Annotated in this window: 29 protein-coding genes and 1 pseudogene; 21 read left to right on the top strand and 9 right to left on the bottom strand. The window is 41.7% G+C overall.

Annotated elements, in window-relative coordinates; translation table 11 throughout:
- Positions 1-28: 28 nt before the first annotated feature.
- A complete protein-coding gene (locus tag H6G05_RS17100; protein ID WP_190579663.1) occupies positions 29-2347 on the top strand; it encodes an MASE1 domain-containing protein in 2319 nt (772 codons plus the stop codon).
- A gap of 399 nt (positions 2348-2746) precedes the next feature.
- On the opposite strand, the gene H6G05_RS17095 is transcribed toward H6G05_RS17100, so the two are convergent.
- Entirely contained in the window at positions 2747-3829 is a 1083-nt protein-coding gene (locus tag H6G05_RS17095; RefSeq protein WP_190579662.1) for an alkene reductase, read from the bottom strand.
- A gap of 129 nt (positions 3830-3958) precedes the next feature.
- Between H6G05_RS17095 and H6G05_RS17090 the strand changes: the two genes are divergently transcribed.
- On the top strand, positions 3959-4261 hold the full coding sequence (locus H6G05_RS17090; RefSeq protein WP_190579659.1) for an ArsR/SmtB family transcription factor: 303 nt from the start codon (positions 3959-3961) through the stop codon (positions 4259-4261).
- 166 nt (positions 4262-4427) lie between these two features.
- On the opposite strand, the gene H6G05_RS17085 is transcribed toward H6G05_RS17090, so the two are convergent.
- On the bottom strand, positions 4428-5228 hold the full coding sequence (locus tag H6G05_RS17085; RefSeq protein ID WP_190579657.1) for a carbonic anhydrase: 801 nt from the start codon (positions 5226-5228) through the stop codon (positions 4428-4430).
- A 203-nt stretch (positions 5229-5431) separates the two neighbouring features.
- Positions 5432-5737, bottom strand: a complete 306-nt coding sequence (locus H6G05_RS17080) for a hypothetical protein (protein WP_190579656.1) — start codon at positions 5735-5737, stop codon at positions 5432-5434.
- Between the two features lie 388 nt (positions 5738-6125).
- Here H6G05_RS17080 and H6G05_RS17075 point away from each other — a divergent pair, with 388 nt between their 5' ends.
- Positions 6126-7511: a 1-acyl-sn-glycerol-3-phosphate acyltransferase gene (locus H6G05_RS17075; protein ID WP_190579654.1), complete on the top strand. Its 1386-nt coding sequence runs from the start codon at positions 6126-6128 to the stop codon at positions 7509-7511.
- A gap of 25 nt (positions 7512-7536) precedes the next feature.
- Here the strand turns inward: H6G05_RS17075 and tsaD are convergent, their stop codons facing one another.
- The gene (tsaD, locus tag H6G05_RS17070) at positions 7537-8562 is read right to left on the bottom strand and encodes a tRNA (adenosine(37)-N6)-threonylcarbamoyltransferase complex transferase subunit TsaD (protein ID WP_190579652.1); all 1026 of its coding nucleotides are present in this window, start codon (positions 8560-8562) and stop codon (positions 7537-7539) included.
- A 192-nt stretch (positions 8563-8754) separates the two neighbouring features.
- Between tsaD and H6G05_RS17065 the strand changes: the two genes are divergently transcribed.
- Together H6G05_RS17065 and H6G05_RS17060 are read left to right on the top strand one after the other, a co-directional pair.
- Positions 8755-9330 (top strand): Photosystem I reaction center subunit III, encoded by a 576-nt coding sequence (locus tag H6G05_RS17065; protein WP_190579650.1) that lies wholly within the window; start codon positions 8755-8757, stop codon positions 9328-9330.
- Between the two features lie 107 nt (positions 9331-9437).
- Entirely contained in the window at positions 9438-9554 is a 117-nt protein-coding gene (locus H6G05_RS17060) for a Photosystem I reaction center subunit IX (RefSeq protein WP_071590168.1), read from the top strand.
- A gap of 75 nt (positions 9555-9629) precedes the next feature.
- Here H6G05_RS17060 and H6G05_RS17055 read toward each other — a convergent pair whose 3' ends face one another.
- Positions 9630-11231: a SpoIID/LytB domain-containing protein gene (locus H6G05_RS17055; protein ID WP_190579648.1), complete on the bottom strand. Its 1602-nt coding sequence runs from the start codon at positions 11229-11231 to the stop codon at positions 9630-9632.
- Positions 11232-11321: 90 nt separating this feature from the next.
- Here H6G05_RS17055 and H6G05_RS17050 point away from each other — a divergent pair, with 90 nt between their 5' ends.
- The 4 genes from H6G05_RS17050 to H6G05_RS17035 all read left to right on the top strand — a co-directional run bounded on the left by H6G05_RS17050 (position 11322) and on the right by H6G05_RS17035 (position 13922).
- Positions 11322-11807, top strand: coding sequence for a CGLD27 family protein (locus tag H6G05_RS17050; protein WP_190579646.1), 486 nt, complete (start codon positions 11322-11324; stop codon positions 11805-11807).
- A gap of 2 nt (positions 11808-11809) precedes the next feature.
- Positions 11810-12142 carry a helix-turn-helix domain-containing transcriptional regulator gene (locus H6G05_RS17045; protein ID WP_190579644.1) on the top strand — a complete coding sequence of 111 codons (333 nt, stop codon included), beginning with the start codon at positions 11810-11812 and terminating at the stop codon, positions 12140-12142.
- A 162-nt stretch (positions 12143-12304) separates the two neighbouring features.
- On the top strand, positions 12305-12661 hold the full coding sequence (locus H6G05_RS17040; RefSeq protein WP_094533076.1) for a nuclear transport factor 2 family protein: 357 nt from the start codon (positions 12305-12307) through the stop codon (positions 12659-12661).
- A complete protein-coding gene (locus H6G05_RS17035) occupies positions 12642-13922 on the top strand; it encodes a bifunctional folylpolyglutamate synthase/dihydrofolate synthase (RefSeq protein ID WP_190579642.1) in 1281 nt (426 codons plus the stop codon). Before H6G05_RS17040 ends, H6G05_RS17035 begins: the two co-directional genes overlap by 20 nt.
- A 212-nt stretch (positions 13923-14134) precedes the next feature.
- Here H6G05_RS17035 and H6G05_RS17030 read toward each other — a convergent pair whose 3' ends face one another.
- Positions 14135-14353: a DUF4058 family protein gene (locus tag H6G05_RS17030; RefSeq protein ID WP_199310613.1), complete on the bottom strand. Its 219-nt coding sequence runs from the start codon at positions 14351-14353 to the stop codon at positions 14135-14137.
- Between the two features lie 44 nt (positions 14354-14397).
- Between H6G05_RS17030 and H6G05_RS17025 the strand changes: the two genes are divergently transcribed.
- Positions 14398-15131, top strand: a protein-coding gene (locus H6G05_RS17025) for an IS1 family transposase (RefSeq protein WP_242025595.1) whose coding sequence is annotated in 2 segments (ribosomal slippage) — positions 14398-14692 and positions 14692-15131 — 735 coding nt in all. Because the reading frame shifts where the segments join, the coding sequence is not laid out codon by codon here.
- Between the two features lie 146 nt (positions 15132-15277).
- Here the strand turns inward: H6G05_RS17025 and H6G05_RS17020 are convergent.
- The gene (locus tag H6G05_RS17020) at positions 15278-16072 is read right to left on the bottom strand and encodes a pentapeptide repeat-containing protein (protein WP_190579640.1); all 795 of its coding nucleotides are present in this window, start codon (positions 16070-16072) and stop codon (positions 15278-15280) included.
- A 248-nt stretch (positions 16073-16320) separates the two neighbouring features.
- On the opposite strand from H6G05_RS17020, the gene H6G05_RS17015 reads away from it, so the two are divergent.
- From H6G05_RS17015 to H6G05_RS16965, 11 genes are all read left to right on the top strand, one after another.
- Positions 16321-16884 (top strand): phycobiliprotein lyase, encoded by a 564-nt coding sequence (locus H6G05_RS17015; RefSeq protein WP_322096385.1) that lies wholly within the window; start codon positions 16321-16323, stop codon positions 16882-16884.
- A 346-nt stretch (positions 16885-17230) separates the two neighbouring features.
- Complete coding sequence (locus H6G05_RS17010; RefSeq protein ID WP_190579638.1) at positions 17231-17968, top strand: 15,16-dihydrobiliverdin:ferredoxin oxidoreductase; 738 nt, start codon at positions 17231-17233, stop codon at positions 17966-17968.
- A gap of 1 nt (position 17969) precedes the next feature.
- The gene (locus H6G05_RS17005) at positions 17970-18716 is read left to right on the top strand and encodes a phycoerythrobilin:ferredoxin oxidoreductase (RefSeq protein ID WP_190579636.1); all 747 of its coding nucleotides are present in this window, start codon (positions 17970-17972) and stop codon (positions 18714-18716) included.
- 380 nt (positions 18717-19096) lie between these two features.
- On the top strand, positions 19097-19963 hold the full coding sequence (locus H6G05_RS17000) for a phycobilisome linker polypeptide (protein ID WP_190579634.1): 867 nt from the start codon (positions 19097-19099) through the stop codon (positions 19961-19963).
- Positions 19964-20162: 199 nt separating this feature from the next.
- On the top strand, positions 20163-20903 hold the full coding sequence (locus tag H6G05_RS16995) for a phycobilisome rod-core linker polypeptide (RefSeq protein ID WP_190579632.1): 741 nt from the start codon (positions 20163-20165) through the stop codon (positions 20901-20903).
- 61 nt (positions 20904-20964) lie between these two features.
- Positions 20965-21669 (top strand): phycobilisome rod-core linker polypeptide, encoded by a 705-nt coding sequence (locus tag H6G05_RS16990; protein WP_190579630.1) that lies wholly within the window; start codon positions 20965-20967, stop codon positions 21667-21669.
- Between the two features lie 121 nt (positions 21670-21790).
- A complete protein-coding gene (locus H6G05_RS16985) occupies positions 21791-22324 on the top strand; it encodes a phycobiliprotein lyase (protein ID WP_190579628.1) in 534 nt (177 codons plus the stop codon).
- A gap of 4 nt (positions 22325-22328) precedes the next feature.
- Positions 22329-22940: a chromophore lyase CpcT/CpeT gene (locus H6G05_RS16980; RefSeq protein WP_190579626.1), complete on the top strand. Its 612-nt coding sequence runs from the start codon at positions 22329-22331 to the stop codon at positions 22938-22940.
- Positions 22906-23304, top strand: a complete 399-nt coding sequence (locus H6G05_RS16975; protein ID WP_242025593.1) for a CpeR family transcriptional regulator — start codon at positions 22906-22908, stop codon at positions 23302-23304. The genes H6G05_RS16980 and H6G05_RS16975 overlap by 35 nt, the downstream gene beginning before the upstream one ends.
- 188 nt (positions 23305-23492) lie before the next feature.
- Entirely contained in the window at positions 23493-23735 is a 243-nt protein-coding gene (locus H6G05_RS16970) for a hypothetical protein (RefSeq protein ID WP_190579624.1), read from the top strand.
- Positions 23736-23846: 111 nt separating this feature from the next.
- Positions 23847-24719, top strand: a complete 873-nt coding sequence (locus H6G05_RS16965; protein ID WP_190579621.1) for a HEAT repeat domain-containing protein — start codon at positions 23847-23849, stop codon at positions 24717-24719.
- 111 nt (positions 24720-24830) lie between these two features.
- On the opposite strand, the gene H6G05_RS16960 is transcribed toward H6G05_RS16965, so the two are convergent.
- Positions 24831-25568: a phycobilisome rod-core linker polypeptide gene (locus tag H6G05_RS16960; RefSeq protein WP_190579620.1), complete on the bottom strand. Its 738-nt coding sequence runs from the start codon at positions 25566-25568 to the stop codon at positions 24831-24833.
- Between the two features lie 216 nt (positions 25569-25784).
- Positions 25785-25919: pseudogene (locus H6G05_RS26030) on the bottom strand (IS5/IS1182 family transposase); the annotation flags it as partial.

Here is a 25919-nt window from a genome sequence, read left to right as displayed (position 1 = left end):
AAGGGTTTGAGCTATTAGGTACGGCATTATGTTGAGAATTCCTGTGATTTTTTGTCAACACAAATCTATATGGAAAACCTGTATCAATTGCCTTGGTATCGTCATAGTTGCAGCAGGTTACTATGGGCTTGCCGAAATTTGCCGTCGCCTCGCTTCTACTCCTCAAGATGTCACACCTGTTTGGTTTCCCGATGGATTTGCCTCAGCAGCGATTTTGCTGTTTGGCGATCGCTTACTCCTTGGGGTCTTTATTGGTTCTTTCTTAGCAAATATTTGGGCTTTTCTGAAAAACGATACCACTTTCCATATGCTGCAATCCATAGCCCAAGTGACAATGATTGCGATCGGGACAACTACAGGAATTGGATTGGGCAGTTATCTGCTGCGTCGAGCGATCGGTCAAGAAAGCCCATTAAGGAACTTTCGGAATGTTGCTAAGTTTTTCTGGTTGGCTGGGCTAATGGGAACAATGATAAACGCAACAGCAGGAGTAACAGCGCTCTGTTTGGGCAGTACGATCCCTTGGTCAGAGTATTCAAGTGTTTGGCTTACTTGGTGGGTATCCAATGTGACAGGTATTTTTGTATTAACGCCAGCTCTCTTAAGTTGGAGTGAGATTACTCGCTACAAACTCCTCTACTTCTATCGCAAAACCAATCCTCTACATTTACTAGAAGCATTGGCAATGTTGGTCATTGTACTAATAATTTCGCAAGTTGCTTTTGTTGGCATTTATCCCATTGAGTATCTAATCATTCCCTGCTTAGTATGGGTCACTTTCCGTTTTGGTCATTTTGCCGCTACTAATTTGATCCTAATGATAGCCATAATTGCTATTTTTGGTACACTCAAAGGCTCAGGAGCTTTCGCAAGAGCCAATATTAATGAATCCTTACTGTTATTACAAAGTTTTATTGTCGCTACTGTTTCATTTACATTAATTTTGTCAGGAACGATAAATGAACAGCGTCGCAATAGCAATCATTTAAAAAAAGCCCAAATAGAATTACTTCAGAAATCACAACTTCTCACTGAGAGAAATCAGGAACTTACCCAAGCCAAACAATTAGCCGAATCAGCTAACCGTTCAAAAAGCCATTTTTTGACTAGTATGAGCCATGAGTTACGCACGCCACTCAATGCAATTATTGGTGTCACTCAATTGCTTCAGGAAGATGAAAGTACCGTACCGCAACAAAAGGAAGATTTACAAATCATTTACAATGCAGGATTCCATTTGATAGCACTGATTGAAGATATTCTTGACATTTCCAAAATTGAAGCAGGTAAAATGGAAATCCAACCAATGGATTGTCAATTGTTAGAACTATTGCAGGGAGTAAGTGAAAGCTTTCGAGTTTTAGCAAATAAAAAAGGTATAGACTTGATTTGTCAGTTTGCGCCCGATCTACCGCAGACAATACATACCGATGCTAAGAGATTGAGGCAGATTCTCTTTAATTTATTAGGTAATGCTTTGAAATTTACAGATCAAGGCAGAGTGACTTTTGAAGTCAGTAAAATGACTAATCAAGAGTTGATTGCTGATCTCACCGCTTCTGCCCACAATTCTATTATCTGTTCTTCACATTCCACTTCGTCTACATCTGAAGTTGTACATATGCTATTTGCGATCGCCGATACAGGTGTAGGGATTGACTCAGAGAAACTCAACAAAATCTTTTTACCCTTTGAGCAGGTGGGCGAGCATAAGTTTAAGTCTCAAGGTACAGGATTAGGATTAGCCATCAGTCAAAAAATTGCTCAGTTTCTGGGTGGTGAAATTAGTGTAACTAGTGAATTAGGGGTAGGTAGTTGTTTTAGTTTACGGTTACCATTTGTAGCCATTGATCCTCCCCATCATGGTGAAGTTGAGAATGATGATAGTAGCTCAAATCTAAAGTCAAGCAATTCTGCTCAAACAATAAATTCTTATCATGGGTTTGACTCCAAATTAGCGCAGCAATATCCTTTACAAATTTTGATTGCCGAGGATAATCTTGTGAATCAGAAAGTTGCTGCAAGGCTGTTTCAAAAATTGGGTTACATCGTTGATATTGCTAATAATGGGCTTGAAGTAATTGAAATGCTACGATCGCGTACTTATGATCTGATATTTATGGATATTCAAATGCCTGTCATGGATGGCTTAGAAGCTACAGCCAAAATTTTAGAAGAATGGAACTTTGCGATGCGTCCTCGGATTATCGCAATGACCGCAAATGCTATGCCTAGTGATCGCGAGGAGTGCTTGGCAGCAGGAATGGACGATTTTTTGAGTAAGCCTATCCAAGTTGAAAAATTAATTGCTGCTATTAAGCGATCGCAATCTCATAGTCTTTTATAAATAGGTAGCCCTGCACTCAAGTGCGGGCTAAAAGCTCAAACCCGTTTCAACGGGTTGATTAGAAACCAAGATTTGGGCTTGGTCTCCAAGCCCAAATCTTTACAAATATGTAGGGATTTGGTCTCCAAATCCTCTTTTAACTGATGTTACGTGGATAGAATTCCTACGATCATCTAAGTCTAGGGCTGGCACGGGGGCACAGCCCCTACGAAAATCTAAATTATTGGAGTAGGGGCAATGCCCCCGTGGTTGCCCTGTCGTGCTAGCAACAAGGGATTCATCATCTGAGTTCCACGTAACATCAGTTTTAAGATGACATAGCAGCATTATGACGATCTTTGTTCTACGTAACATCAGCTAATAAGAGAAAGAGAGTTCGCTTTGCGAACTCTCTTTTGCTTATAAACTAGGATAGTCGGTATAACCTTTCTCATCGCCACCATAGAAGGTATTGCGATCAGGTTTATTTAATGGAGCATTTGCCGCAAAGCGTTCTACGAGATCAGGGTTAGCAATGTAGAGACGACCAAAGGCAACCAGATCCGCCGATCCAGAAGCGATCGCTTCGTTACCAGTCTCAAAGCTGTAACCACCCGCAGTAATAATTGGATTATTAAAAATTGGACGGAAGAAATCAGCACCAAGATCAGGTTGATCTTCAGCAGAGCCAAAACCTTCAACTCTGGGCGCGACTAAATGTAAATAGGCAAGGTTAAAGCGATTCAATTCCTTCACTGCATAGCCAAAAGTAACAGCACGATTGGAGTCATACATACTGTTAAATGTGCCACTAGGAGAAAGTCTCACTCCCACGCGATCGCTACCCCATACATCTACAACTGCGGCAGTTACTTCCAACAATAGACGAGCACGATTCTCCACTGAACCACCATAAATATCGGTGCGATGATTAGTATTGTCTTGCAAAAATTGATCTAATAGATATCCGTTTGCACTGTGAATTTCTACGCCATCAAAACCAGCATCGAGAGCATTTTTTGCGCCGAGACGATATTGTTCAATAATTTGAGGAATTTCAGCTAATTCCAAAGCGCGAGGTGTAACGTATGGCTTCATGCCTGTGTAAGTCGCTGATTCACCTTCAGGGGCGATCGCTGATGGTGCGACGGGCAATACGCCATTGGGTTGTAAGTCTGGATGGGAAATTCTACCCACATGCCAAAGCTGCAAAAATATTTTGCCACCCTTTGCATGAACTGCATCCGTCACTTGTTTCCACCCAGCAACCTGTTCAGGAGAATGAATCCCTGGGGTATTGGGATAACCCAAACCTTCAGGACAGACCTGTGTTGCTTCGGTAATCAACAATCCTGCGGAAGCTCTTTGTTCGTAGTGCAGAGCATTTAAGGCTGTAGGTACATTCCCAGCAGCCGCCCGATTGCGTGTTAAGGGAGCCATCACAATTCGATTGGGCAAGGTATAACGACCGAGCTTAACTGAGGAGAGGAGGGGAGCGCTCATTTGATTAACTGGTGATACGTGAATTTCTATAGTTCGATTATATGCGAACTATAGAAATTTGGACAAGAGCATGGGATAATTAAGTTAGTGGAAATTTCTACTAACTTAAAATTTGTTCAGCTTTTTGTAATGCGCCAATATCATCACCCCGATCGCGAAAACATCTCTCTGACAGGAGTTTTCTATGGACTCAGCGATCCAACGCGCTTGCAAATTGTGAAAATGTTGGCTACTAAAGAAGAAATTACCTGTGGAGAGTTTTGCTTAGAAATGAGCAAATCCACTCAATCTCATCACTTTAAAGTGCTACGTGATGTGGGGATTATGTATACGCGCCTAGAAGGGACGCAGCATTATAATTCTTTACGTCGAGAGGATTTAAATGCAAGATTTCCAAATTTATTAGATGCAATTTTACAAGGCATAGATTAAAGGCGTTGCTGGGCAACGCCTTTAATCTATGCAATTCTCTTTATGAAACCAATTTAGGTGTTTCCAGCGTCGAAGGCGCTGGAAACACCTAAATCGGTTTTTTGAAAGCCCGCCGACGGCGGGCTTTCAAAAAATCGATTTTTATAATGAGAATTGCTGCTTTGATCTATCTGTTGGCGGCTGAACCGCGATAAATGCGATTTGCTTGCTCTGGAGACATCCATGAAGGTAAATCTCCAACATTTTTAGTTTCTACTTGCTGTGAACCATTCTGATACGCCGATGGAATCGGTGGGGCATCAGTATGCACAAAATTTTCGTTGGGCGCACTGGTCGAGTTGGCTAATAAAGTTTGGGGAACCTCAAACTCATCAGTTTCAGGATTGTAGGCAAGCACCTCACCCGACTCAATGTCATAAATCCAGCCATAAATAGACATCTTGTTTTGATGCAATTTAGAGCGAATTACGGGATAGGTTTTCAGGTTTTCAATTTGGGTGACGACATTCTCCGCCATCGTAATTGCTAAAAGTTCTTCACCTTTAATATCAGAATAATTTTCTTGGATTAAACGGCGGGTTGACTCAGCATGTTGAAGCCATTCATAGACCAGAGGCATTTCGGTTCTCAGCTTTTCTAGCTTGAGCAAACCTTTCATCGCACCGCAGTTAGAATGTCCGCAAATAATTACTTGCTCGATACCAAGCACATGGATCGCATATTCGATCGCTGCACCTTCTCCACCATTAGCCGCACCAAAGGGCGGTACTAAGTTTCCTGCATTACGAATTACAAATAGTTCGCCAACACCTGACTGGGTAATGAGATGCGGCACAATCCGCGAATCGGAGCAAGTGATAAACAGTACTCGCGGTTTTTGTCCTTCGGCGAGTTGTTCAAAAATCTCTTGATTGGCAGGGAAATAGGACGATTGAAACTTGTGTAAACCCTTTAGTAGCTTTCTCATATACCAGTGTTGACCTTGGATGCAGCAATTTATCGCGTTTTTCAAGCAAGCGAGTTACAGGGGTTTGTTTCCCCGACTTCGCGGGGAAACAAACCCTTACTTCACTGGACTGGTAAACGCTATATCGCTTGTGTTTATTGCTTAATGTTTAGTGTATAGCGATTTGTGTCGATAAAAAAGGCAGGCGCTTTGCGCCTGCCTTTTTATACTTGCGGGATCGTACACCAGATCGCTCGCGTTAGTTGAAAGCCTAGTTTTACGGATAGGCGATCGCCATTGAGTAAATGTTGATGAGTTTTTTGTAAAACCTCTTGATTTGCACAATATATTCTTGCCACTGCATATCTACGGTTAGGGAGCATGACTCGCAAAAGTAACATCGTGCCACTTGACCAAGCGATCGTCCGAAATTTAGTACCTTTCTTAGGGACAATCCATTGAAACTTTCGACCACTAGCTTTCAAATATGCTCCAAAATCATTTAATACCGCAGGTATATTCGTCAGCATAGAGTTCCCTGTTTAAAGTTTGTTGCGAAAAGTGCTAAAAAAAAGTATTTAAAAATATTCGATTAAAAATCTTCATCTATTATCTTGCAAAGCACAATAGCTCTTTAGCGGAGATAGCAAACCAAGGAAAGTGGCGGCGGTTAGCTGTAATTGCTGTAACTAAATTTATTTGGTTTGTAAAACTAGCAATTCTCATTAAAAAACCGATTTTGGTATTTCCAATGCCGAAAGTACTGGAAATACCAAAATCGTTTTTTTGAAAGCCTGTCAATGGTGGGCTTTCAAAAAACCGATTTTTATAATGAGAATTGCTATTGTAAAACAGCTAAAATCGCGAAGACACGCTTTGCGTGTTTTAATTCGTATTGCTATACATACAAAGGAAATCATGGCAGTAGATCTGACTCGCGTCCAACCACCTCTCAAAGTTCATCCGCCCAAAGCCAATCAATTCATATTGAAAATCATACGGCTGTTAACGCCTTTTTGGTTGCGGTGGCAATGTGGCATTAAGCAGATTGAAACCCGCTATATTGATCGCCTTGTTGAAGCCACCAAAAAGTTTCAGGATGGTAAATCCCGATATATGCTTGCATTTCGGCATCCCACCACAGATGATCCCTTTGCGATGTTATATCTGTTAGCCTACGCAGTACCAGAGCAGGCACGAGAAATGGGGATCAAACTAACGACATTGCCCCATAGTGGTTTTGTGTACGATCGCGGCATTTCTCTATGGGCTGGGGACTATATAAACTGGCTATTTCCAGCATTGGGTGGGATTTCGATCTTTCGCGGCAAGCTCGATCGCCCAGCTTTAAACCTGATGCGTAAGCAAATTACCCATGGAGATGTACCACTCTCGATGGCTCCAGAAGGCGGCACAAACGGTAAAAGTGAAACCGTTGCGGAGTTAGAACCTGGAATCGCTCAGATCGGATTTTGGGCTGCTGAAGATTTACAAAAAGAAGGGCGTACCGAGGAAATGTTAATCATTCCTGTGGGGATTCAATACGAATATTCGACCAAAGCTTGGGACAAAATTGATCAGACAATTACCACGATTGAAAAAGAATGTGGAATTAATAAGCCTGCAATTACTACTGATACCAGATACCAAAGACTTTACGATTTAGGTACATACTTAGTGCAATGGGTCAGTGATTATTACAAAAATTTCTATGGTAACTATGTCACAATCAACAGCGCCAACGACAATTCCGATGATTTAGCACTCAGTTTGCAGGAGTTAGCCGATCGCATTTTGAGTGTTGCTGAAATGAATTTTGGCATTAAGGCAAAGGGTACACCCATTGATCGCTGTCGCCGTCTCGAACAAGCAGGATGGGATCGCATTTTCCGCAATGACATTAAGGATCTTGAGCAGTTATCGGAAGTAGAGCGTGGCTTTGCCGATCAGTTAGCTCTCGAAGCCAGCTATAGCAACTGGCATATGCGAATTGCTGAAAGCATTATTGGTGTTACCAGCGACTATGTACGCCAACATCCTAGTCCTAGTCGTTATATCGAAGTTTTGAAATTAATGTGGAGCGTGTTGCAGCGCGTCACCGAACGTAATTCTGATTCGGCTTTTAAAGAAACTCCTCATTTTGGCGATCGCAAATTAACCATCTCGGTGGCTGAACCCCTCTCAGTTTCTGAGCGACTATCCGAATATCAATCCAGTCGTAACTCTGCTAAAGAATGTACAAAAAAACTGACTGAAGAAATTCATGTTGCCATGAAAAATTTAGTCTTACCCTCGGTTATGTAAAAAAGCGCCCCGCAGGGGCGCTTTTTTATACGTATAAGCTTTGGCAATCTTCGAGATTTAGGCGCGATCGCGTGGCAATATTCATCGATGAAGTTTCGCCCCGTGCGAGATGAATTGCTCCTGCACAACCAATCATTGCTGCATTATCAGTACATAGACTTAAGGGCGGGAAAATGGCGCGAATGTCATGCTCTGCCGCACTTGTTACTAGCCGCGATCGCAAAGCACTATTTGCCGCCACACCACCAACCGCCACAATTGTCGATAAATTATGCTCGATCGCACATTTAATTGTGCGTGTGGCAAGGGCTGCGGCAACAGTTTCTTGGAAGCTGGCGGCGATATCAGCGATCGGTAACTCTTCGCCATTGGGACTTAGCTTTTGGGTTAAGCGCAATACCGCAGTCTTTAAACCGCTAAAGCTGGAATCATAGGGAAAATCAGGGATTCTTCCCTGTGGCAATTTGTAGGCTTTGGGATTACCAGCGATCGCAATCTTGTCGATTACTGGGCCCCCTGGGTAACCCAAACCTAATAATCTTGCTACCTTATCGAAAGCTTCACCCGCCGCATCATCGCGAGTTTTACCCATCACCTGATAATCGGTGTAGTCTTTTACTAAAATAATGCTGCTATGTCCACCAGAGACTAGCAAACATAAGAAAGGCGGCTCCAAAGTTGGATCAGCTAACAAAGCCGAACAAATATGTCCCTCAAGGTGGTGCACCGCAATCAAAGGCTTTTTGTGTAGCATTGCCAAGGTTTTCGCGGCTGTTACGCCGATCATCAGCGAACCAATTAATCCAGGGGCTGTCGTCACCGCAATTCCGTCAATATCTGCCCATGTCTTGCCAGACTCACGATAGGCTTGGGCGATCGCAGGATTAATTGTCTCCACATGCTGACGGGCTGCAATCTCAGGCACAACGCCACCATAGAGTGCATGGGTCTGAATTTGCGATGAAACTACGCTACTAAGAATTTGGCGATCGCATACCACCGCCGCCGCAGTTTCATCACAGCTAGATTCGATCGCAAGAATAGTTGGCATTTCTAAACAAGATTAAGATGATCTAACTGCCGCAAAGCGGCAGTTAGATCATCTTAATTGATAACTTACTTTACAGGATGTGAAGATTGCTTTACCAAGGCGCGATCGCTGATATAGGATCTGAGGCTAAGTTCTCAAACTAAAATCTCGTTATTTTTGCCTATCTTAACCAAGGTAAATTAAGGTCAGTCTATGAAAAGACTTTTTGCTCTCATTCTAGTTATTAGCTTGTGGTTTGGCGTAAGCCTTGCTGCAACCCCTGCTGCATACGCAGAATTCTCATTCAATGCTTTGACTCCTTGTGCTACTTCCTCTGCATTCCAAGATCGCTTGGCTTCAGAAGTTGATGGTTACACCGCTCGTCTAGCTAACTTCAAATCTGGCAGTGGTCCTGCGGAATACCTCAAAGGTAAAATCGCTCAAACTGAAGCCCGCTTTGCTAAGTATGCTCAAGCTGGCTTACTTTGTGGAGATGATGGTCTACCTCACTTGATCAGTGATGGTCGTTGGGATCGCGCTGGCGAATTCACCATTCCTGCCTTGATGTTTCTATACATCGCTGGTTGGATCGGCTGGGTAGGTCGTGCTTACCTCATTGCTATTCGTAAAGATCCAGCAACTGCACAACAAAAGGAAATCCTCATCGATCTTCCTCTAGCTGTTAAGTACATGCTAACTGGCTTTGCATGGCCCCTTGCTGCTCTCAAAGAGTTTGGTACTGGCGAACTAGTAGCTCCTGAAAACGAAGTTACTGTCTCACCTCGTTAGATATGCAAGTAATTTTTAAAAGCTTTGCAAAACAAAGCTTTTAAAAATTACCCCCAGCATATTTCCACTTAGAGAATTTATCAAAACTATTTAAAAGGAGAACTCCATTGAAAGGTTTCTTATCATCTGCTCCTGTTTTAGCTGCTGTATGGATGACCATTACGGCTGGTGTATTGATTGAAGCTAACCGCTTGTTCCCAGACACCCTGACATTTCCTTTCTAAATTTTGAAAAGTCTTAAATTAATTTAAGACTCGCCAATAAAAAAGAGATAGCACGCTTTGCGTGCTATCTCTTTTTTATTGGTAATGTTCAGGACGTAGCTTTTCTAGTTGGACATTTGTGTAATAGAAATCGAGAATGCGATCGTAAGTCCAGCCCATACGCGCCAAATTGTAAGAACCTGTTTGGCTCATACCGACCCCATGCCCCAAACCACCACCAATAAAAGTATATCCAGTCAATACTTTATCTTGATAAATTGGCTCTAGTTTAAAAAACGTGCTGTCAGGTGGATCAAAAGCATCAATGATTTCATCTTTTTTGACGATGATTTTGCCAGTATCAGTGGTTACTTCCATCTCTAACACTCGTCCTGAAGCCGCTCTTTTGGTGACTTGTAATTGCTTAATCGCATTAAAGTTCGTCGTATTATCTCCAGAGAAGCGTAAAAACTTCTTCAAAGATGTTTGCAATTCTTCTAACGTGCCAACTCTCCGCCAACGCAGATTTTTCCACCCCACCTCATTAAATCCTTCTTGTCGATCTAAAAATGCTTTCAAATTCTTATCGTCACTAATATTTGCCGATCGCATATTTTCTGGACGCTTAGCTAGATCTAGTACCGATTGTAAATAGGGGCGGGGTGTGCCATCCCAAATATCGTTGTAGTTGGCGGTAATGCCCCCTGTGGTTGAGGAATACAAAGCATCGATCGCCCGATTGTTATAGGTCAGCACTAAGCCTCTAGTATCAGATATCGCCCGATCAGCTACTTCCGTTGTATCTTCTAAACCTCGATAGACTTGGCATTGCGTATCGGCACAGAGTTCATAGTTATCGACTTTGAAACGGTGCAAACTTGCCAAAACATAGGTACGGGCTAAAACTGCTTGCGCTTGGACTGCGGCATAGGGAGCGTTATATCCAATTTCATGGGGAACCACACCACGCACATAGGTTTCTAAGGGAACGTTATTAACGAGCGTAAAATTTTGATGGGCATTGGGTTGTAATCTGAGCGTACCTGCATAGGGACGATTGTTGATTTCGGCTTTATTCTCGCGTTGGTAGCTAACTTCCACAATTCCTGTACTACTACTAACATCAAGGCGATCGCGATTATATCGAAAATCTCCGATGGTAAAGGAGGCGATCGCTTTTTGAGGCAATACACGGCGATCAAGTTGTACAGTTAAATTACCTTGCGATCGCAGGGTATAAAACATCAAATAGCGCAATAACATTGAGTCATAGACATCGCGTTTCGCCCAAACTTGCCAACGTCTTGGTTGCGCCATTTCTGTTTGAATTCCTTTCTCTCCCCAATGGAAGGCACTCGCAGCCGCATTCTCAAAACTGCGATGATTACTAAGAACGATCTTCTCTTCAAGAATTGGTTGAGATAATGGCTGTGATGCTATTTCGATCACTACACGATCGCTAGTAATAGTTTGGGTACTTGTACCATCAGCCGAAGGAAAAGAAAGTGTCAGTTGTCCACCTGCTCTTGCTTTGAGGGTCAGTCGATCCTGCGGTCTTTCCCCAAAACGCTGCACAATGCCAATTTTTAAGATGGGGTTAGAGTCAGATTGAGCTTGAACTAGTTCACCTGCTGTGAGCGTAAATGAACAAATAGTCACTATTACGGTTTGGCGAATGATACCGAAAGTCTTTAGCATGTCAAGCCCAATATTTTCAGAAATTTAGACATTTTACACCGATTGAAACAAGTTACACTGACAGAATATTTGCTCATTATCGTATAACCCATGACCTGTCCAGTTCCCAAAGACCAACAACCACTCAACGAATATATTGAACTTAAGGAAGCGTTCTTTTATCGTTGGGCAAAGCTAGCGCGATCGCAATATTTGCGAGTGTTGTTGTTCATGTGGTTAGGATTTACCGTTGTTTTTGCGCCAGTGGCGATGAGCATCGAGTCACCAAGTCGACACCTATGGCAATTTATCTGTGTGGCAAGTATTGGCGGTGCGGTAGGGCTGATTTTACCAGTGCTGTTGTTACTATCGGGATGGAGTCATGTCAAGCAAAGACTGGATAGTGCGAAGATTTTTTATGAAGAGTCGGGTTGGTATGATGGGCAAACATGGGAAAAGCCAGAAGCAGACTTAGCTAAGGATCGGTTGCTAGTCACTTACGAAATTAAGCCAGTCATGACGAGATTACAAAAAACACTTTTGGGAATTATCAGTTTTCTTGCCCTTGGCTTTGGTACTCTAAAGACTTTCGGATAAACATGACAACCCCACCCCTAACTCCAGACTTTACAGAAACAGTTAACGCAAGAGTCAAAAGAGACTCAGCATTTGCAGCCGCTTTACTTGACGAAGCTATTTCCCTTTTTCTTAATGGCGAACCCGAAACTGCAAGACTCATCTTGAGAGATCTAGTCAATGCAACTATTGGTTTTGAAGAACTAGCGATCGCCACCTCTAAACCTAGCAAAAGCCTACATAGAATGCTGTCCGCAAAAGGCAATCCCACTATGGATAATCTCACAGCTATTCTCAAAGTCTTGCGTAAAACCCTGCACGTAGATATTAAAGTTCAGACTGTTGCTTGTGCTTAAAATGCATCCGATTTTTAACGCCCTATAGGGTGAAGTAAATCTTGCCATAGTGAGCTTAATATATGTTTACAAGCAAATAGGATATCTAAAGAAACTTCAATAAATCTTGCTTAGTCTCGTTAAACGAAGTTTTTAGCTTGAAAGTAGTTGAGGTAAGGGAATATGACAGTTTTAGACCAGTATTTTAAACTTTCTGATCGCGCTAGTGACGACGAACAAGCATTTAATGAACTAGTAGAGTTGTTTGCGGAGCAAGCTGAAGTTCATCCATCGGGGGCGCGAAAAGTAGTTGGCAAAGACGAAATCGCCCAACTATATCGTAAGTTTTTTCAATCCTATTCAGGAATGCAACGTGTTTGGACGACCAGAAAGACGGAAAATGGACTAGAAGCAATTTGGGCGATCGCTGGTAAACGTGATAGTGGTGAACTATTCGCGATGCAAGGACGACATATTGCTGAAGTCGATGCCCAAGGCAAAATCTACGCCTTAGAAGTTCATGTCTCCAAAGCTAATTAATCTATCACCTGAAGAATATCTTGCCATTTTTGATAAGTTTGGCATTCATCTCGGTTTAGACCGAATTTACCAACTGCTCGATGCTTTAGGAAATCCCCATCAACAAATTCCCGTGATTCATGTCGCAGGCACAAATGGAAAAGGTTCTGTTTGTGCTTTTTTGCTGTCAATTTTGCAGACTGCGGGTTATCGCGTTGGGCGTTATACTTCTCCACATCTGATTGATTGGCGTGAAAGAATTACGATTAACGGTGAATGGATTCGTGATCAGGATTTGCTAGAGGCTCTGCAACAGGTAGAAGCAGCAATTAATCCTGAATTTCCGCCCACTCAGTTTGAAGTAATTACGGCGGCGATGTGGTGGTATTTCGCGAAACAGAAATCTCTGCAAAATCTGGATATAGGGATTATCGAAACAGGTTTAGGCGGGAGATTAGATGCTACCAATGTTTGCGATCGCCCTTTAGTTTCTGTGATTACTTCCATTGGACTCGATCATTGTCAGCAATTGGGCAATACCTTAGGTGCGATCGCTTCGGAAAAAGCAGGAATCATCAAACCTAAATGTCCTGTCGTCATTGCCGAGAATCATGCTGAGGCGATCGCGGCTTTGCAAGCAAAGGTTACAGACTGTGAGGCTCCTGTAACTTGGGTAAGTGCGGCTAAACGTACAGCGACAGTGGCGATCTATCAAGGCTTTGAGTATCCTTTGCCTTTATTGGGAAATCATCAGTTAATTAACTCCGCAGTGGCGATCGCCACAATTCAATCCTTACGAAATCAGGGTTGGGAGATTAGTGAGGCGGCGATGCGGACAGGCTTGGCTAATACGCAATGGTCAGGGCGATTGCAATGGATCGAATTTAACCTTGATGGTAAGTCCCATAAAATCCTGATTGATGGAGCGCATAATGTAGCAGCGGCGGAATATCTACGGCAATTTGTCGATGAGGCTTTTCCGCTTCGGCGTAAACGTTGGGTCATAGGTATTCTGAATACGAAAGATCAAGCGGGAATTCTCAAAGCACTTTTAGATCCCGATGATTTACTTTTTCCTGTGCCTGTACCTAGTGCTGCGACTACTTCACCACAGGATTTAGCTCAAGTTGCATCTTCTATTATTAAAGCTAAACCTCATCCTTATGCAAGTTTAACTTTAGGACTAGCAGCCGCTTTTGAGGATCAACAAAATGATGTCGTTATTCTCTGTGGTTCTTTATATCTAGTAGGAGAGTTTCTCAGTCAGCTAGCAAGTACTTAGGGACTTGACGAGAAAAAAGGTATCACCGAGGTATGGCTTCGCCTTCGCTCAGCCAAGGTTGGCTGAGCGAAGGCGAAGCCGTAGATACTTTAATTAATCACAAGTCCCTGTTGGCTGAGCGCAGTCGAAGCCATAGATACTTTAGTTAATCACAAGTCCCTGTTGGCTGAGCGCAGTCGAAGCCGTAGATACTTTAGTTAATCACAAGTCCCTTAGCTTTTCTCAATCAAACTTCTTACCCAAGCTTCGTCTTCCATACTTAAAGGTGGTTGTGGTGCTTGGGAATAATCGATGGCAAGGCCATAGCGTCCACGTTGATAAATTTGATGGAGTAGGGCTTGTAAATCGAGTATGGGTTCTGGTTCTCCTAATCGTAATGGGATAGGGATGTCGGGAATGCGATCGCGTATGGAAAAAGGGGTAGTGATCAAGAGGGAATGGTATAAAAAAGAAAGCAATTGAACAAGGAACCCCGATGGAACAAGAATGTCCTTACTGCAAATCCAAGAGAGTTATCAAAAATGGCACAACCCGCCATGGAAAACAAAATCACAAATGCAAGGAATGCCATCGCCAATTTGTGAGTAATCCTCGAAATCAGCCTATACCTGAAGCAACAAAACAACTAGTTGAGAAGCTGCTGCTAGAGCGTATGTCCTTAAGAGCGATCACGCGCGTTGCAGGCGTTTCATTGCAATGGGTGCAAAGCTACGTCAACAGTAAATCTCGTACTGTTGAGCAGAAAGTAAAAGTAATTCCTAAAAAAAAGTGCGTCTCTCTATTGAATGTGATGAACTATGGTCTTTTGTTGGCAATAAAAAATATAAGGTGTGGGTGTGGTTAGCTATTGACCGTGATACTAGAGAAATTGTTGGGGTATATATCGGCAATCGAGATCAAGATGCTGCTAGAGAATTATGGCAATCCTTGCCAAGGGTCTATCGTCAATGTGCCGTTTGCTATAGTGACTTTTGGCAAGCTTACTGTTGTGTATTACCCAAAAAGCGTCATCGGGCAGTTGGCAAAGAGTCTGGACAGACTAATCACATTGAAAGGTTTAATTGCACTTTGCGGCAACGGGTTGCTCGTCTAGTCAGAAAAACTTTATCTTTCTCTAAAAAGTTGGATAATCACATTGCTATGATTTGGCTTTTTGTCCATCACTACAATACTCTAATCCAATCTAAGTTTCTTATCATTCCCTCTTGATCACTACCTATTTGTGATGTGGTTATCTTTATAAAAACCCCTTCCTCTCTACTTTTTCACCTTTTTGTCCTGTACTAAGATTTAGAATATAAAACCCAAAAAGTTGTGGTGTGTGCCACAACTTTTTGGCAAATGATTAAGCAAAACTAGCTAGATAAACTTGCTAAAGTTGTTCTCAGGGTTAAAGGGTTTAAGGTTTCTAGCTCTTGTCGAGGATGGTTTAGTAGTCGCGATCGCATAGTATCTGTTAAACCGATAACATAAGTAAAATCTGCACCTGCAATACTTTCAAACTGCTCAAAATCTGCATCTGTTAAATTAGCAGATCGCAGATCGACACCAGCTAAGTTTGCACCATTCAATCTTGCATTCTGTAAAGAAGCTCGCACTAAACAAGCTCTTCTTAAATCCGCTTGGACTAATCTCGCGCCCATTAAATTGGCTCCAGAAAGATCTGCTCCTCCCAAATATGCTCCTAAAAAGTTGATGCCCTGCAAATCTGCGTTTTTGAGATTTGCGGTATTAAATGGAGCGCCATTGAGATTAGCATTTGGTCCCACTGCACCTGAAGATTTATAGGCAAACCCTTCAGGAAAGATTGTTTGGCTATCATATATCGCTCCTTGTAATTTAGCACCCAGCAGATTCGCTCCAGACAAATCGGCTCCACATAAATTAACCCGATATAAACAAGCCCCTTGTAAATTTGTTTGTGTTAAACATGCATTACTTAAATTGGCACTACGCAAGTCTACCTCGCCTAAGTCAGCCATACTAAAGTCTGCATGAGCAAGATTTGCCCGCACAAGAATTGCTTTATGAAAATCTACCTTACTTAAATTTTGACCATGTAGATCACATTGATATAAATCGACCATGCTTAAGGACTTCCCTAATTTAACCGCCTCTACAACTTCTTGAGATTTATTTGATTCTTTCATGTTTGTGTTATTAAGATAATGGTTTTGAGTTTCTGTTATACAGCGCATTGCGCTCAAATCTAAACCAAAAAAATTTTTTAAAGCGTTTCGCGATACTTTAAAAATTTTTTTGATGACGAGGATTGATAGCTGCTTGGCAAATGGGGATGCACTAAATGGAAAACCACTATATAGTATTTCCATTTTCCATCTTTCGATAAAAAATGGAAATACTGTAATTATGGAAGATTATCTCAAGGAGAACTGAAGTGCTAGTACCACCAATGACGATGATGGAGTTCTTTCGCAAGAGTGAAGGAATCTGGTTTATTCATCGTACTGTACATCATTTTGATGCTGTAAAAGATGAGTCGGGAGAATCCAAAATTCATGTCAAAGTCCTGACAGCCGAGGATCATCGGGTTAAAAATATCTGTGAATCTCAGGGAATAAACGGACAGTTTTCAGAAGCGATCGCCTCTGGGGGAGCCAGTTTTATGTGGCAAGCCCATGAAGAGGGTGGTCAAGAACCAAATCCCGATCATGCTGCCATATTAGTAGATATACCAGATGATGAAACAGGTCGTTCAGGTAAACTTTTACGCAATCAAGGCTATGTTGAAAAAATTCCTGTCATTAGTAGATATTGGTTTGGACAAGATGGAATTTTAACTATTGATACTGAATATGACAATAATCAAGGACAAGAACGCTGTTGGTTTATTACTGACGATTTTCGAGTTCGGGTTAGCACGATTAGAATGATGAACGGTGTGTATTTAATGACCTACTGCTCTGAAAGGCGTTATCTCAGCGATGCAAGTTTGCGATAAATCCAAAGAGATAGTAGTGGTGCTTAGCACCACTACTATCTCTTTGGATTTATCTTGACTTTTATAAATAAAAAGTGAAAAAGCAGCCATTTAGGCTGCTTTTTCACTTTTTATGGCAATGTTAAGTGCCATTTTTGCCCATTAATCGACCATTACAAGTTGTGCAAAAATTATGCAGGTTAATAAATCTTGATGATTAAAGTTGCGAACTTGTAAGAAAATCAATCATAACAAGATGAGATAAGAGACTTTTCGCTAAGTCTTGAATATCCAAGAACTGTATAAACGAAATTTGTTTTTAACTTTTTTTAATAGAGATTTATTTTTTTGTTTTTTATAAAAAATTATGTATAAACCTTTCTTGGAACACTTAGAGCAGTCGCTATTTCAAAGATTTGACCTACAAAGTCGATTGATACCAAAGGGTTTAGCGTCTTGTACGAGTGAGCGTGGTCGCAATCCTGCTACGATTCGGAGTTGGTGTTATCAATGTCCTGAACTTCGCAAAATTCGCTATACCTATATTGATGCGGGGGCGAGCGCTCAAATTTTTAATAGTGTTATCTATCCCAGTCATCAGTATGATTTGCCTCTGCTAGGGATTGATTTCTTGTCTTTTGGACAGGTTAAGAACCTAATTGTGATGGACTTTCAGCCACTTTTTCAGGATGCGACATATCTCGAAAAATATATCCATCCTCTTAAGGCTTTACATGATAAATATCCAGAACTCTCTCAAAACTTGGAGATGAAGTTTTATGATGCTAATCAGTATTTCTCCAAGTATTTACTATTTGCCAAAACCGATCCAGAGACGGTCAAAACTCGCGTATTTGAAGCTTTTCAAGATTATTTGAATTTGTATTGGCGAATGATTGATGAGGCTAAGCCTCATCCTCTCATTGATCAATCAGATATTCAGAGAATCGTCAAGGCGCAGAAAGATTACGATCAATATAGTGCCGATCGCGATCCTGCGTCGGGTTTATTCAGTAGCTATTTTGGACATGAATGGGCTGAAAAGTTTCTCTATGGATTTTTGTTTGAAGATGCAAAACCTCTAGCGGTTGGAGTTCATTCTTAAGATGACCCTCTATCAACCGTTTCTAGATCATGCGATCGCCTATTTGCATGATCGATTGCCCGATTTACAGCCCTACCCGATTCCCATAGGGTTTGAGTCAAAATCAGCGATCGTTGGTAAAGGGAAGCATGAGAATGAAGTTGTAACCACTAGTTACGGCTATCAATCCTCGAAATTACGACAAATTAGAGCCGCCCATGTGCAAGGTGGAAGTTCTCTGCAAGTTCTAAACTTTGTGATTTTCCCAAAGTTAAACTATGATTTGCCTTTTTTTGGTGCAGATTTAGTAACTTTGCCGGGTGGTCATTTAATTGCTTTAGATATGCAGCCACTATTTCGCGATCGCCCCAAATATCAAGCTAAATACACCAAGCCTATTCTGCCTATCTTTGAAACTTATCAACCCCATTTGCCTTGGGGTGGTGATTTTCCAGAAGAAGCAAGTCAGTTCTTCTCGCCTGCTTTTCTCTGGACGAGACCACAACAAAATGAAGTGGTGGAAACCCATGTCTTTTCGGCTTTTAAAGATTATTTAGAAGCCTATTTAGATTTTTGCGATCGCGCTACTCCTGTAACTGATTCTGAACAACTAGCAGAGATCGAAGCATCGCAACTTCGCTATTTGCGTTATCGTGCCGAGAAAGATCCCGCTAGAGGTATGTTTACTCGATTCTATGGAGCCGAGTGGACTGAAGAATATATTCATGGTTTTTTGTTTGATTTAGAAAAGCACATGGTTAAGGCATGATTTTTCCCTAAATATCACAGATTTAATTTTGCTCTCGGCAAAATTAAATCTGCGAAGCCTCGCTGTGTTTAACCCTAAAGCGCAAAATATCTAAGCCATTTTATGATTTTATAACCCTTGCTGGGATTAGATTTCAATCTCTAAAAGTGTTGCCTTACTTTTGTAAATCATCATAATTTCTTGAGCGCTATTTTTAATTGTGCAGAGCTTATGCAGATTTACAATTCTTGACAATTAATAGGACGGACTTGTAAGAGAATTTAGTCATCAGGGCGTAATAAAAAAGTGTTTATTTAGCATCTGAACAAAATTTGGCTAGACAACAAGATTCTATCAAGTCATTTTTTTAATTCTTTCGTTCAATTAGGAGATATTTTGTAATGGCCTTTGGACCAGCTTCGCGATTAGGTGTAAGCCTGTTTGATGAAACTCCTCCTTTAGAAAGGGTAAAAGGACAATCTCAGGAAGATTCTGAAACCATTATTCGTGCGGTTTATCGTCAAGTTCTTGGCAATGCTTATGTAATGGAGAGCGAGCGACTAACCGTTGCCGAATCTCAATTTAAAAGTGGTGAGCTAAGTGTGCGTGAGTTTGTAAGGGCTGTGGCTAAGTCCGATCTTTACTGCTCTCGGTTCTTTACAAGCTGCGCTCGCTACCGCGCGATCGAACTTAACTTCCGTCATTTGCTCGGTCGTCCTCCGCTAGATTTGGAAGAAATGCGAGGACATAGCACCAATCTCGATACTCAAGGGTTTGCTGCTGATATCGATTCTTATATCGATAGTGACGAGTACCAAAATACCTTTGGTGAAAACATCGTTCCTTACATTCGTGGCTACAAGACTGAAGCTTGTACCAGCATGGTGCAGTTTACCCACACATTTGAACTGGTGCGTGGAGCTTCTAGCAGCAGTCTCAAGGGTGATTTATCTGGCACTAGCCCCAAGCTAAATGCTCTAGTAATCAATCCTACGGCAACTGCGGTGATTTCTCCTTCGGGTGCTGGCAGCACATTCCGCACACCAGCAGATGCTCCTGCCCGTCGCACTCCTCTGGGAACTTCTGTTTCTAGTATTGGCAATGTCTATCGGATTGAAGTTACTGGTTACCGCGCCAAGACTGTAAATCGCGTTTCTCAATTCCGTCGTAGCAATAAGGTGTATTTAGTTCCTGCTGAGCAGCTTTCTGCACAATTTCAGCGCATTCACGCTCAAGGCGGCGTGATCTCTAGCGTTACAGTTGTTTAAGCTGGCTTGCGTAGGATGGGGATTTGTCTTCGACTCTTCCCCATTGTTTAGATAATAAATTTTTTACCTTTAGTTTTTAGTATTTTTGTTTTCAATAAATTTCTTCTCTTCTCTCAAAATCTCTACAATCTCTAAAACTTTAAGTAAAGGAGAAATAATCGAGATTTTGAAATATATATAACTTTGGAGATAAATGATTATGACAGACGTAATGAATGCAACGTTTGCGAACAGCTTAGGTGACGTTGAGACGGTCATTCGTGCAGTTTACAAGCAAGTTTTGGGCAATCCTCACATGATGGAAAGTGAGCGTTTGGTTGTTGCAGAGTCAAAACTAGCAAATGGTGAAATTTCGGTGCGCGAGTTTGTGAAAATCGTGGCAAAGTCTGACTTTTATCGCGATCGCTATTTTTCCTCCTGTGCGCCCTATCGCTTTGTCGAATTGAACTTTTTGCATCTACTAGGACGTGCGCCTCAAGATCAACGCGAAGTCTCTGAACATATCGTCCGATGTGTAGCAGAGGGCTATGACGCAGAGATTGATTCTTTCATCGATAGTGATGAGTATCAAGTTGCTTTTGGCGAAAACACGGTTCCTTTCTATCGCGGTAAGGATAGCGCTGCTAACTCTAAACAGGTTGGCTATAACCATATGTTTGCCCTTGATCGTGGTGCGGCTCAGGTTGATAGTGCTGTTCAATCTTCACAACTCGTATTTGCGGTTGCAACTAACAGCGCGACTAAGATTAATCCCTCGACTGCGACGGTAATTGGTTCTGGCACTGAAAAACGCTTCAAAATTCTGGTTTCTGGTTCCAATTTTGAGAACAAGCCCTCTGCGACTACAACTGAGTACGTTGTTTCGGCTAATAGAATGACTTCTCAAATTCAAGCGATCGGTCGTGCTTCTGGCAAAATCCTCAGCATTAAAGCTGTGTAATTGCTGGCTTCACGATGATTTTAATTTGATTTCACTTGATTTAACTTTGGAGATAACTATTATGACAATTGATCCCGTTATTCGTGCAGTTTACAAGCAAGTTTTGGGCAATCCTCACATGATGGAAAGTGAGCGCTTGGTTGTTGCAGAATCGAAGCTTACAAATGGTGAAATTTCGGTGCGCGAGTTTGTGAGAATCGTCGCAAAGTCTGACTTTTATCGTGATCGCTACTTCTCCTCCTGTGCGCCCTATCGCTTTGTCGAATTGAACTTTTTGCATCTACTAGGACGTGCGCCTCAAGATCAACGCGAAGTCTCAGAGCATATTGTCCGTTGTGTGGCTGAAGGCTATGATGCAGAGATCGATTCTTACATCGATAGTGATGAGTATCAAGCTGCTTTCGGTGAAAATACCGTTCCTTCCTATCGTGGTAAGGACAGTGCGGCAAATGCTAAGCAGATTGGATACAATCGCATGTTTGCCCTTGATCGTGGTGCAGCTCAAGTTGATAGTGCTGTTCAATCTTCACAACTCGTATTTGCAGTCGCGACTAATAGCGCCAATACCATTAATGCCTCAACAGCAACGGTAATTGGTTCTGGCACTGAAAAACGTTTCAAAATTTTGGTTTCTGGTTCCAAATTTGATACCAAACGTCGTATCAGCACCAGCGAGTACATTGTTCCTGCAAGCAAGATGACTCCTCAAATCCAACGAATTAACCGCACCTCTGGCAAAATCGTTAGTATCACCGAAGTAATCTAGTTTTTCATCTCTGCTCTCTTCTCAAGACAACCTTACTTAATAATCAAACTATTCCTAAGTTGAGATTGTCTAGGGAAGAGAGCTACAAGCTAATCAAAGAACTAATCAAATCTAAGTATTCATGGGTATTCAGGAGTTTGTTGAGAAATCAATTGGAAATTGGCGATCGCAACGTAGCGCTCATCATCTAGCTTTTAGTCATTTTGAGGCTGTGCTATCTGATATTGAGATCGCTTTAATTGCCCCTGATGATCCGTCGGTGATAGCTCTTTGTGAAGCATATAAAGTTGATCCCCTCGCCGCCGTTTCGCCATTTCGGATGAGTTGGGAGGGGCAGTCAGACTGGGAAGATAGCGAAGCTATCAAAGGCACTTGTTTGTTGGTTCCTATCCCTGATCCTGAAGATCCTAATCGAGGCGATCTACTGCGCGATCGCGGATATGCAGAGGAAATGGCAGCGATCGGTAAGTATCACTTCACAGACGATGGCACTTTTGTCTTAATCACTCCCTACGAACGCGCTTCTGCCGAAGAAAAGATCTGGTTCATTAACCCTAATGTTAGGTGTCGTGTGTCCTTGATCAAAACTAGTGCGGGTTCTGGGGTGGTTACAGCTTCTTTCTCATCTGAAATTCGTCAAACAGCTAAAGATTGATGTAATGGATAACACTGAAGCTAGTGATTTAATTACCCTCGCGAAATGGATGTCGGGCGACTTTAGCAACTACAAGCAAGCCTCGGAAAATCCCAAGGATTACGCTCATATTCATGTTTTCTTTCGTCCATTGCCCTTTGATTTTTTCTCTGGAATTGGACTCTACTCTGAACAAGTCTATGATTACGATCTCTGGACTCCCTACCGTCAGGGGGTGCATCGTTTAGTTGATGAAGGCGATCGCATTTATATCGAGAACTTCAGTCTCAAAAATGCCATGTTCTTTGCTGGTGCTGGTCGTGATCTCAGCATTCTCAGAACTATTACCCCAGATGTGATTGAACGTCGGTATAACTGTTCGATGGTATTTAGACGCAATGGTTCTCTCTTTACAGGTTGTGTTGAAGGCACTAAATGCCTAATTGAGAAACATGGTTGTCAAACCTATTTAGACAGCTATGTTGAAGTCACGGAAACAACTTGGATGAGCCTTGATAAAGGTATAGATATCAATACCCATCAACAAGTCTGGGGTTCTACAACTGGTCCTCTAAAATTTGAAAAAAGAGAAAGTTTTGCCCATGAAGTGCCAAATATCTCCAACGATATCTCCTGACTATTCGCAAACAAGCTCAGTCTATTTAGATGTTAATGAAGCTAAGTTTGGAGCGAGAATGCTGCCCCCAGAAGCTCAGAAGAAAATGCAGTGTTGGATTCGTAGCCGACATCTGATCTGCTCAGGTAATTTCTTTATCTTTGAGACTGTAGACTATAGTGCTGTAGAAAGATTCTCAGAATGTGTGATTGCTTTGGGTGGAACTGTTATTAGTGTGGATGCAGCCGATAAAGTCTGGATTGGCGATCATCGTCAAGTAGTTCTCTATCGCTCAAAAGCAAGCTTACATACACCACACCATCAACTAAATCAATATTGGATTAAGTATGGTAACTTTCGCACAAGATTTGACGAGCAAGTCTAGTTAAAAGCTGGTATTGGAAGTTGTCCCTGACTCGTGTTATATTTTCCGTAAAGTTCAGTTGCTTTGATGATTTAAATCAATAAATCGATAAAATACTTACTTAAAAATATTAAAAAACACTTTAAATACATCTTTGAAAATTTCTTTAAAAACAATTAATCAAAATATCAATAAAATATTAAAAAACTATGTTTGATGTTCCTGAACTTAAATCCCTTGAGTTAGCAACTCCTGAGCAACTTACAGAAATGATTGCAGACTTAGAAAGCTATCGTGAAAGAATTGTGAGCGATACTCTAGCGATGGCTCAAAGAGCAAAAATCATGAAGTCTCAAGCTCTAGCAAACTTAGAACCAAATTTAGCTAAAATTGATGCCACTCTTGAGTCTTTACGTCAGCAAAAATCTAAAGCAACTGTCGAAGCTCAATAGAGAATATGGGGCTAAGCATAGTCGTTGCTATAGCAATCCTAAATGGCTTATGGAAGCGCATCGCTTCGAGATGCGCTTCCATAACCTCAACAATCTATGAACACATGCACAATGGAAAATTCGATTCTGGAAATTCAATCAGCAAATGATCTTCTAGTCCAAAGAGTAAATGAACAAATTTCTTTTGGAACGTTTGATGATAGTGATGCACAAGTTTTAGAACAACTAGTTGAAGGATTGGGAGATCCGCGTGGACTGGTCAGACTGAGATTTGCGGAAACTTTAGGAGAAATTGGCGAAGCGGCAACTCCATTTTTGACGAAATCTTTAGCTAATCATGAGAATGTGGTGGTGCGTCGTGCGGCAGCGAAAACCCTGACCATTATTGGCGATCCGATCGCCGTGCCAACGCTATTAAATTCCTTTTTGAATGATCCTGACACCGTAGTTAGAAGTTCGGCGGCGGGAGCTTTAGCTAAAACTGGTGAAGCTTCTGTCCCAGCTTTGCTAGAAATTTTAGGAGATGATAGTAAATCCCAAGATATTAAGGGTCATGCGGCTTGGGCTTTGGCCTTTATTGGCTCTGAAGGGGCTGACTACTTGTATCAAGCTTTAGATTCTGCTTCCTTAGATGTTCGTTGTGCGGTCATTGGGGCGATCGGGCATGTTGCTCAAGAACAGTCCGATGAAAAATCTTGCAATCTTCTAGTATCAGCACTCACCGATCCAGAAGCAATAATTCGTGCGGAAGCTGCTACAGCATTAGCTCAGGTTAATTATCCACCTGCGGTGTCCCATCTAATTTTGGCTTTGCAAGATACGGATTTAGATGTACGCAAGGCCGCGATTAATTCTCTCGGTAAAATGGGAAATCCGATCGCCTTGGAACCTTTGCAAAATTTGCTTAATGATGAGCAGAATGTGATTCAAGTATTGGCAAAACTGGCGATCACCCAAATTCATCGCCAAGCAGAAAGTGATTGAGTCAAAAACAATAGTTAAAGCACCAAAAAATAGAAGCTCGTAACGCCAACTTAGCTAGTGTCACGAGATCTGTTTTTTGGTTTTAAGTATGCTTAGCTGCTTATTAAGAACTTACAATCCGAGAAATACTCCCATTGCCATAAACCCGATAAAGCCAACGCCAGCAAAGATGATCGCTCCACCAATTTTACCGATAATTGCAGGTGGGTTCTTTTGCCATTCCCAATGAACATAATCCAATCTTGCTGCGTCTTTATTGCCTTTAAATACTTGTTTCGGCAAGCGATCGCGATAGTCAGTACCGTACCTTGCCATGTGAGCAAAGGTGATTTCTCCCTTAGTGTGCTGTGGCAAGATGCGACGACGTTGATAGGGAACGATACTATCGCCAAAGTTACTGAGATATTCATCGCTATTGAGTAATTCATCAACAAAAGCTGAGAGTCCTTTAGTAGCAATAATGATCGACCATGCAATCTTTTCGCGATCGCTATAGACATTACGACCAAGAAGCCTCTGAATACAAATCTCTGCAAAGCGATAGTTATTATTACTATCGAAGGTCAGTCGTTTGAAGGAATCAGATAATACCAATCCGCGAATGAATCCTCTAACTGTAATTTGTCTTGCTCGTAACTGAGACTCTAAACACACTTGACGGTGGTTTATAAGCATTTGCTGTTCGTTGTAAATTTGACGATAAGCCGCTCCAATCAAAAGATCTAGCTCAATATCTGTCAACAAATTGTCAGTGGAGTAAATTCGAGATTGCTCGTCACCTGAGACTTCAAGTCCAGCCACGCGATGATTTTGGGACAGAGGTTTATACTCTATCAATGGAATTGACATAAATATTTTTTAAAGAATTTTAAATTGAACTAATAACTTACTAGAATAATAAAACTTCAAGACAAGAAGTTTTACGTTGCTCTACATTGAGCGCCAGAATATCGTTCTATTATATTAGTTGGACTGCACATTATCTTCAGAGTCTTAATAAACCTATAGGCTTTGTTGCATGAATAAAAAAGAAGACAAAAGATATAGGAGATTTAGGATAGATAATTAACAAGGAACAGGGAAGGAGAGAGGTTTAGCGAGTTGAATCATGCGATTAAGCGCAGCACATTTGATGAACAACTCAACCGCCTGATTGTCAAATTTACGAGAACATAAAGTACCACCAAAGATTTTTTTGAA

Source organism: Phormidium tenue FACHB-1050, from assembly GCF_014696925.1.
In the GTDB taxonomy this organism is placed as follows: domain Bacteria; phylum Cyanobacteriota; class Cyanobacteriia; order Pseudanabaenales; family Pseudanabaenaceae; genus Pseudanabaena.
The sequence above is the reverse complement of the archived record's forward strand: the minus strand, read 5'-3'. Positions and strand labels throughout refer to the sequence as shown.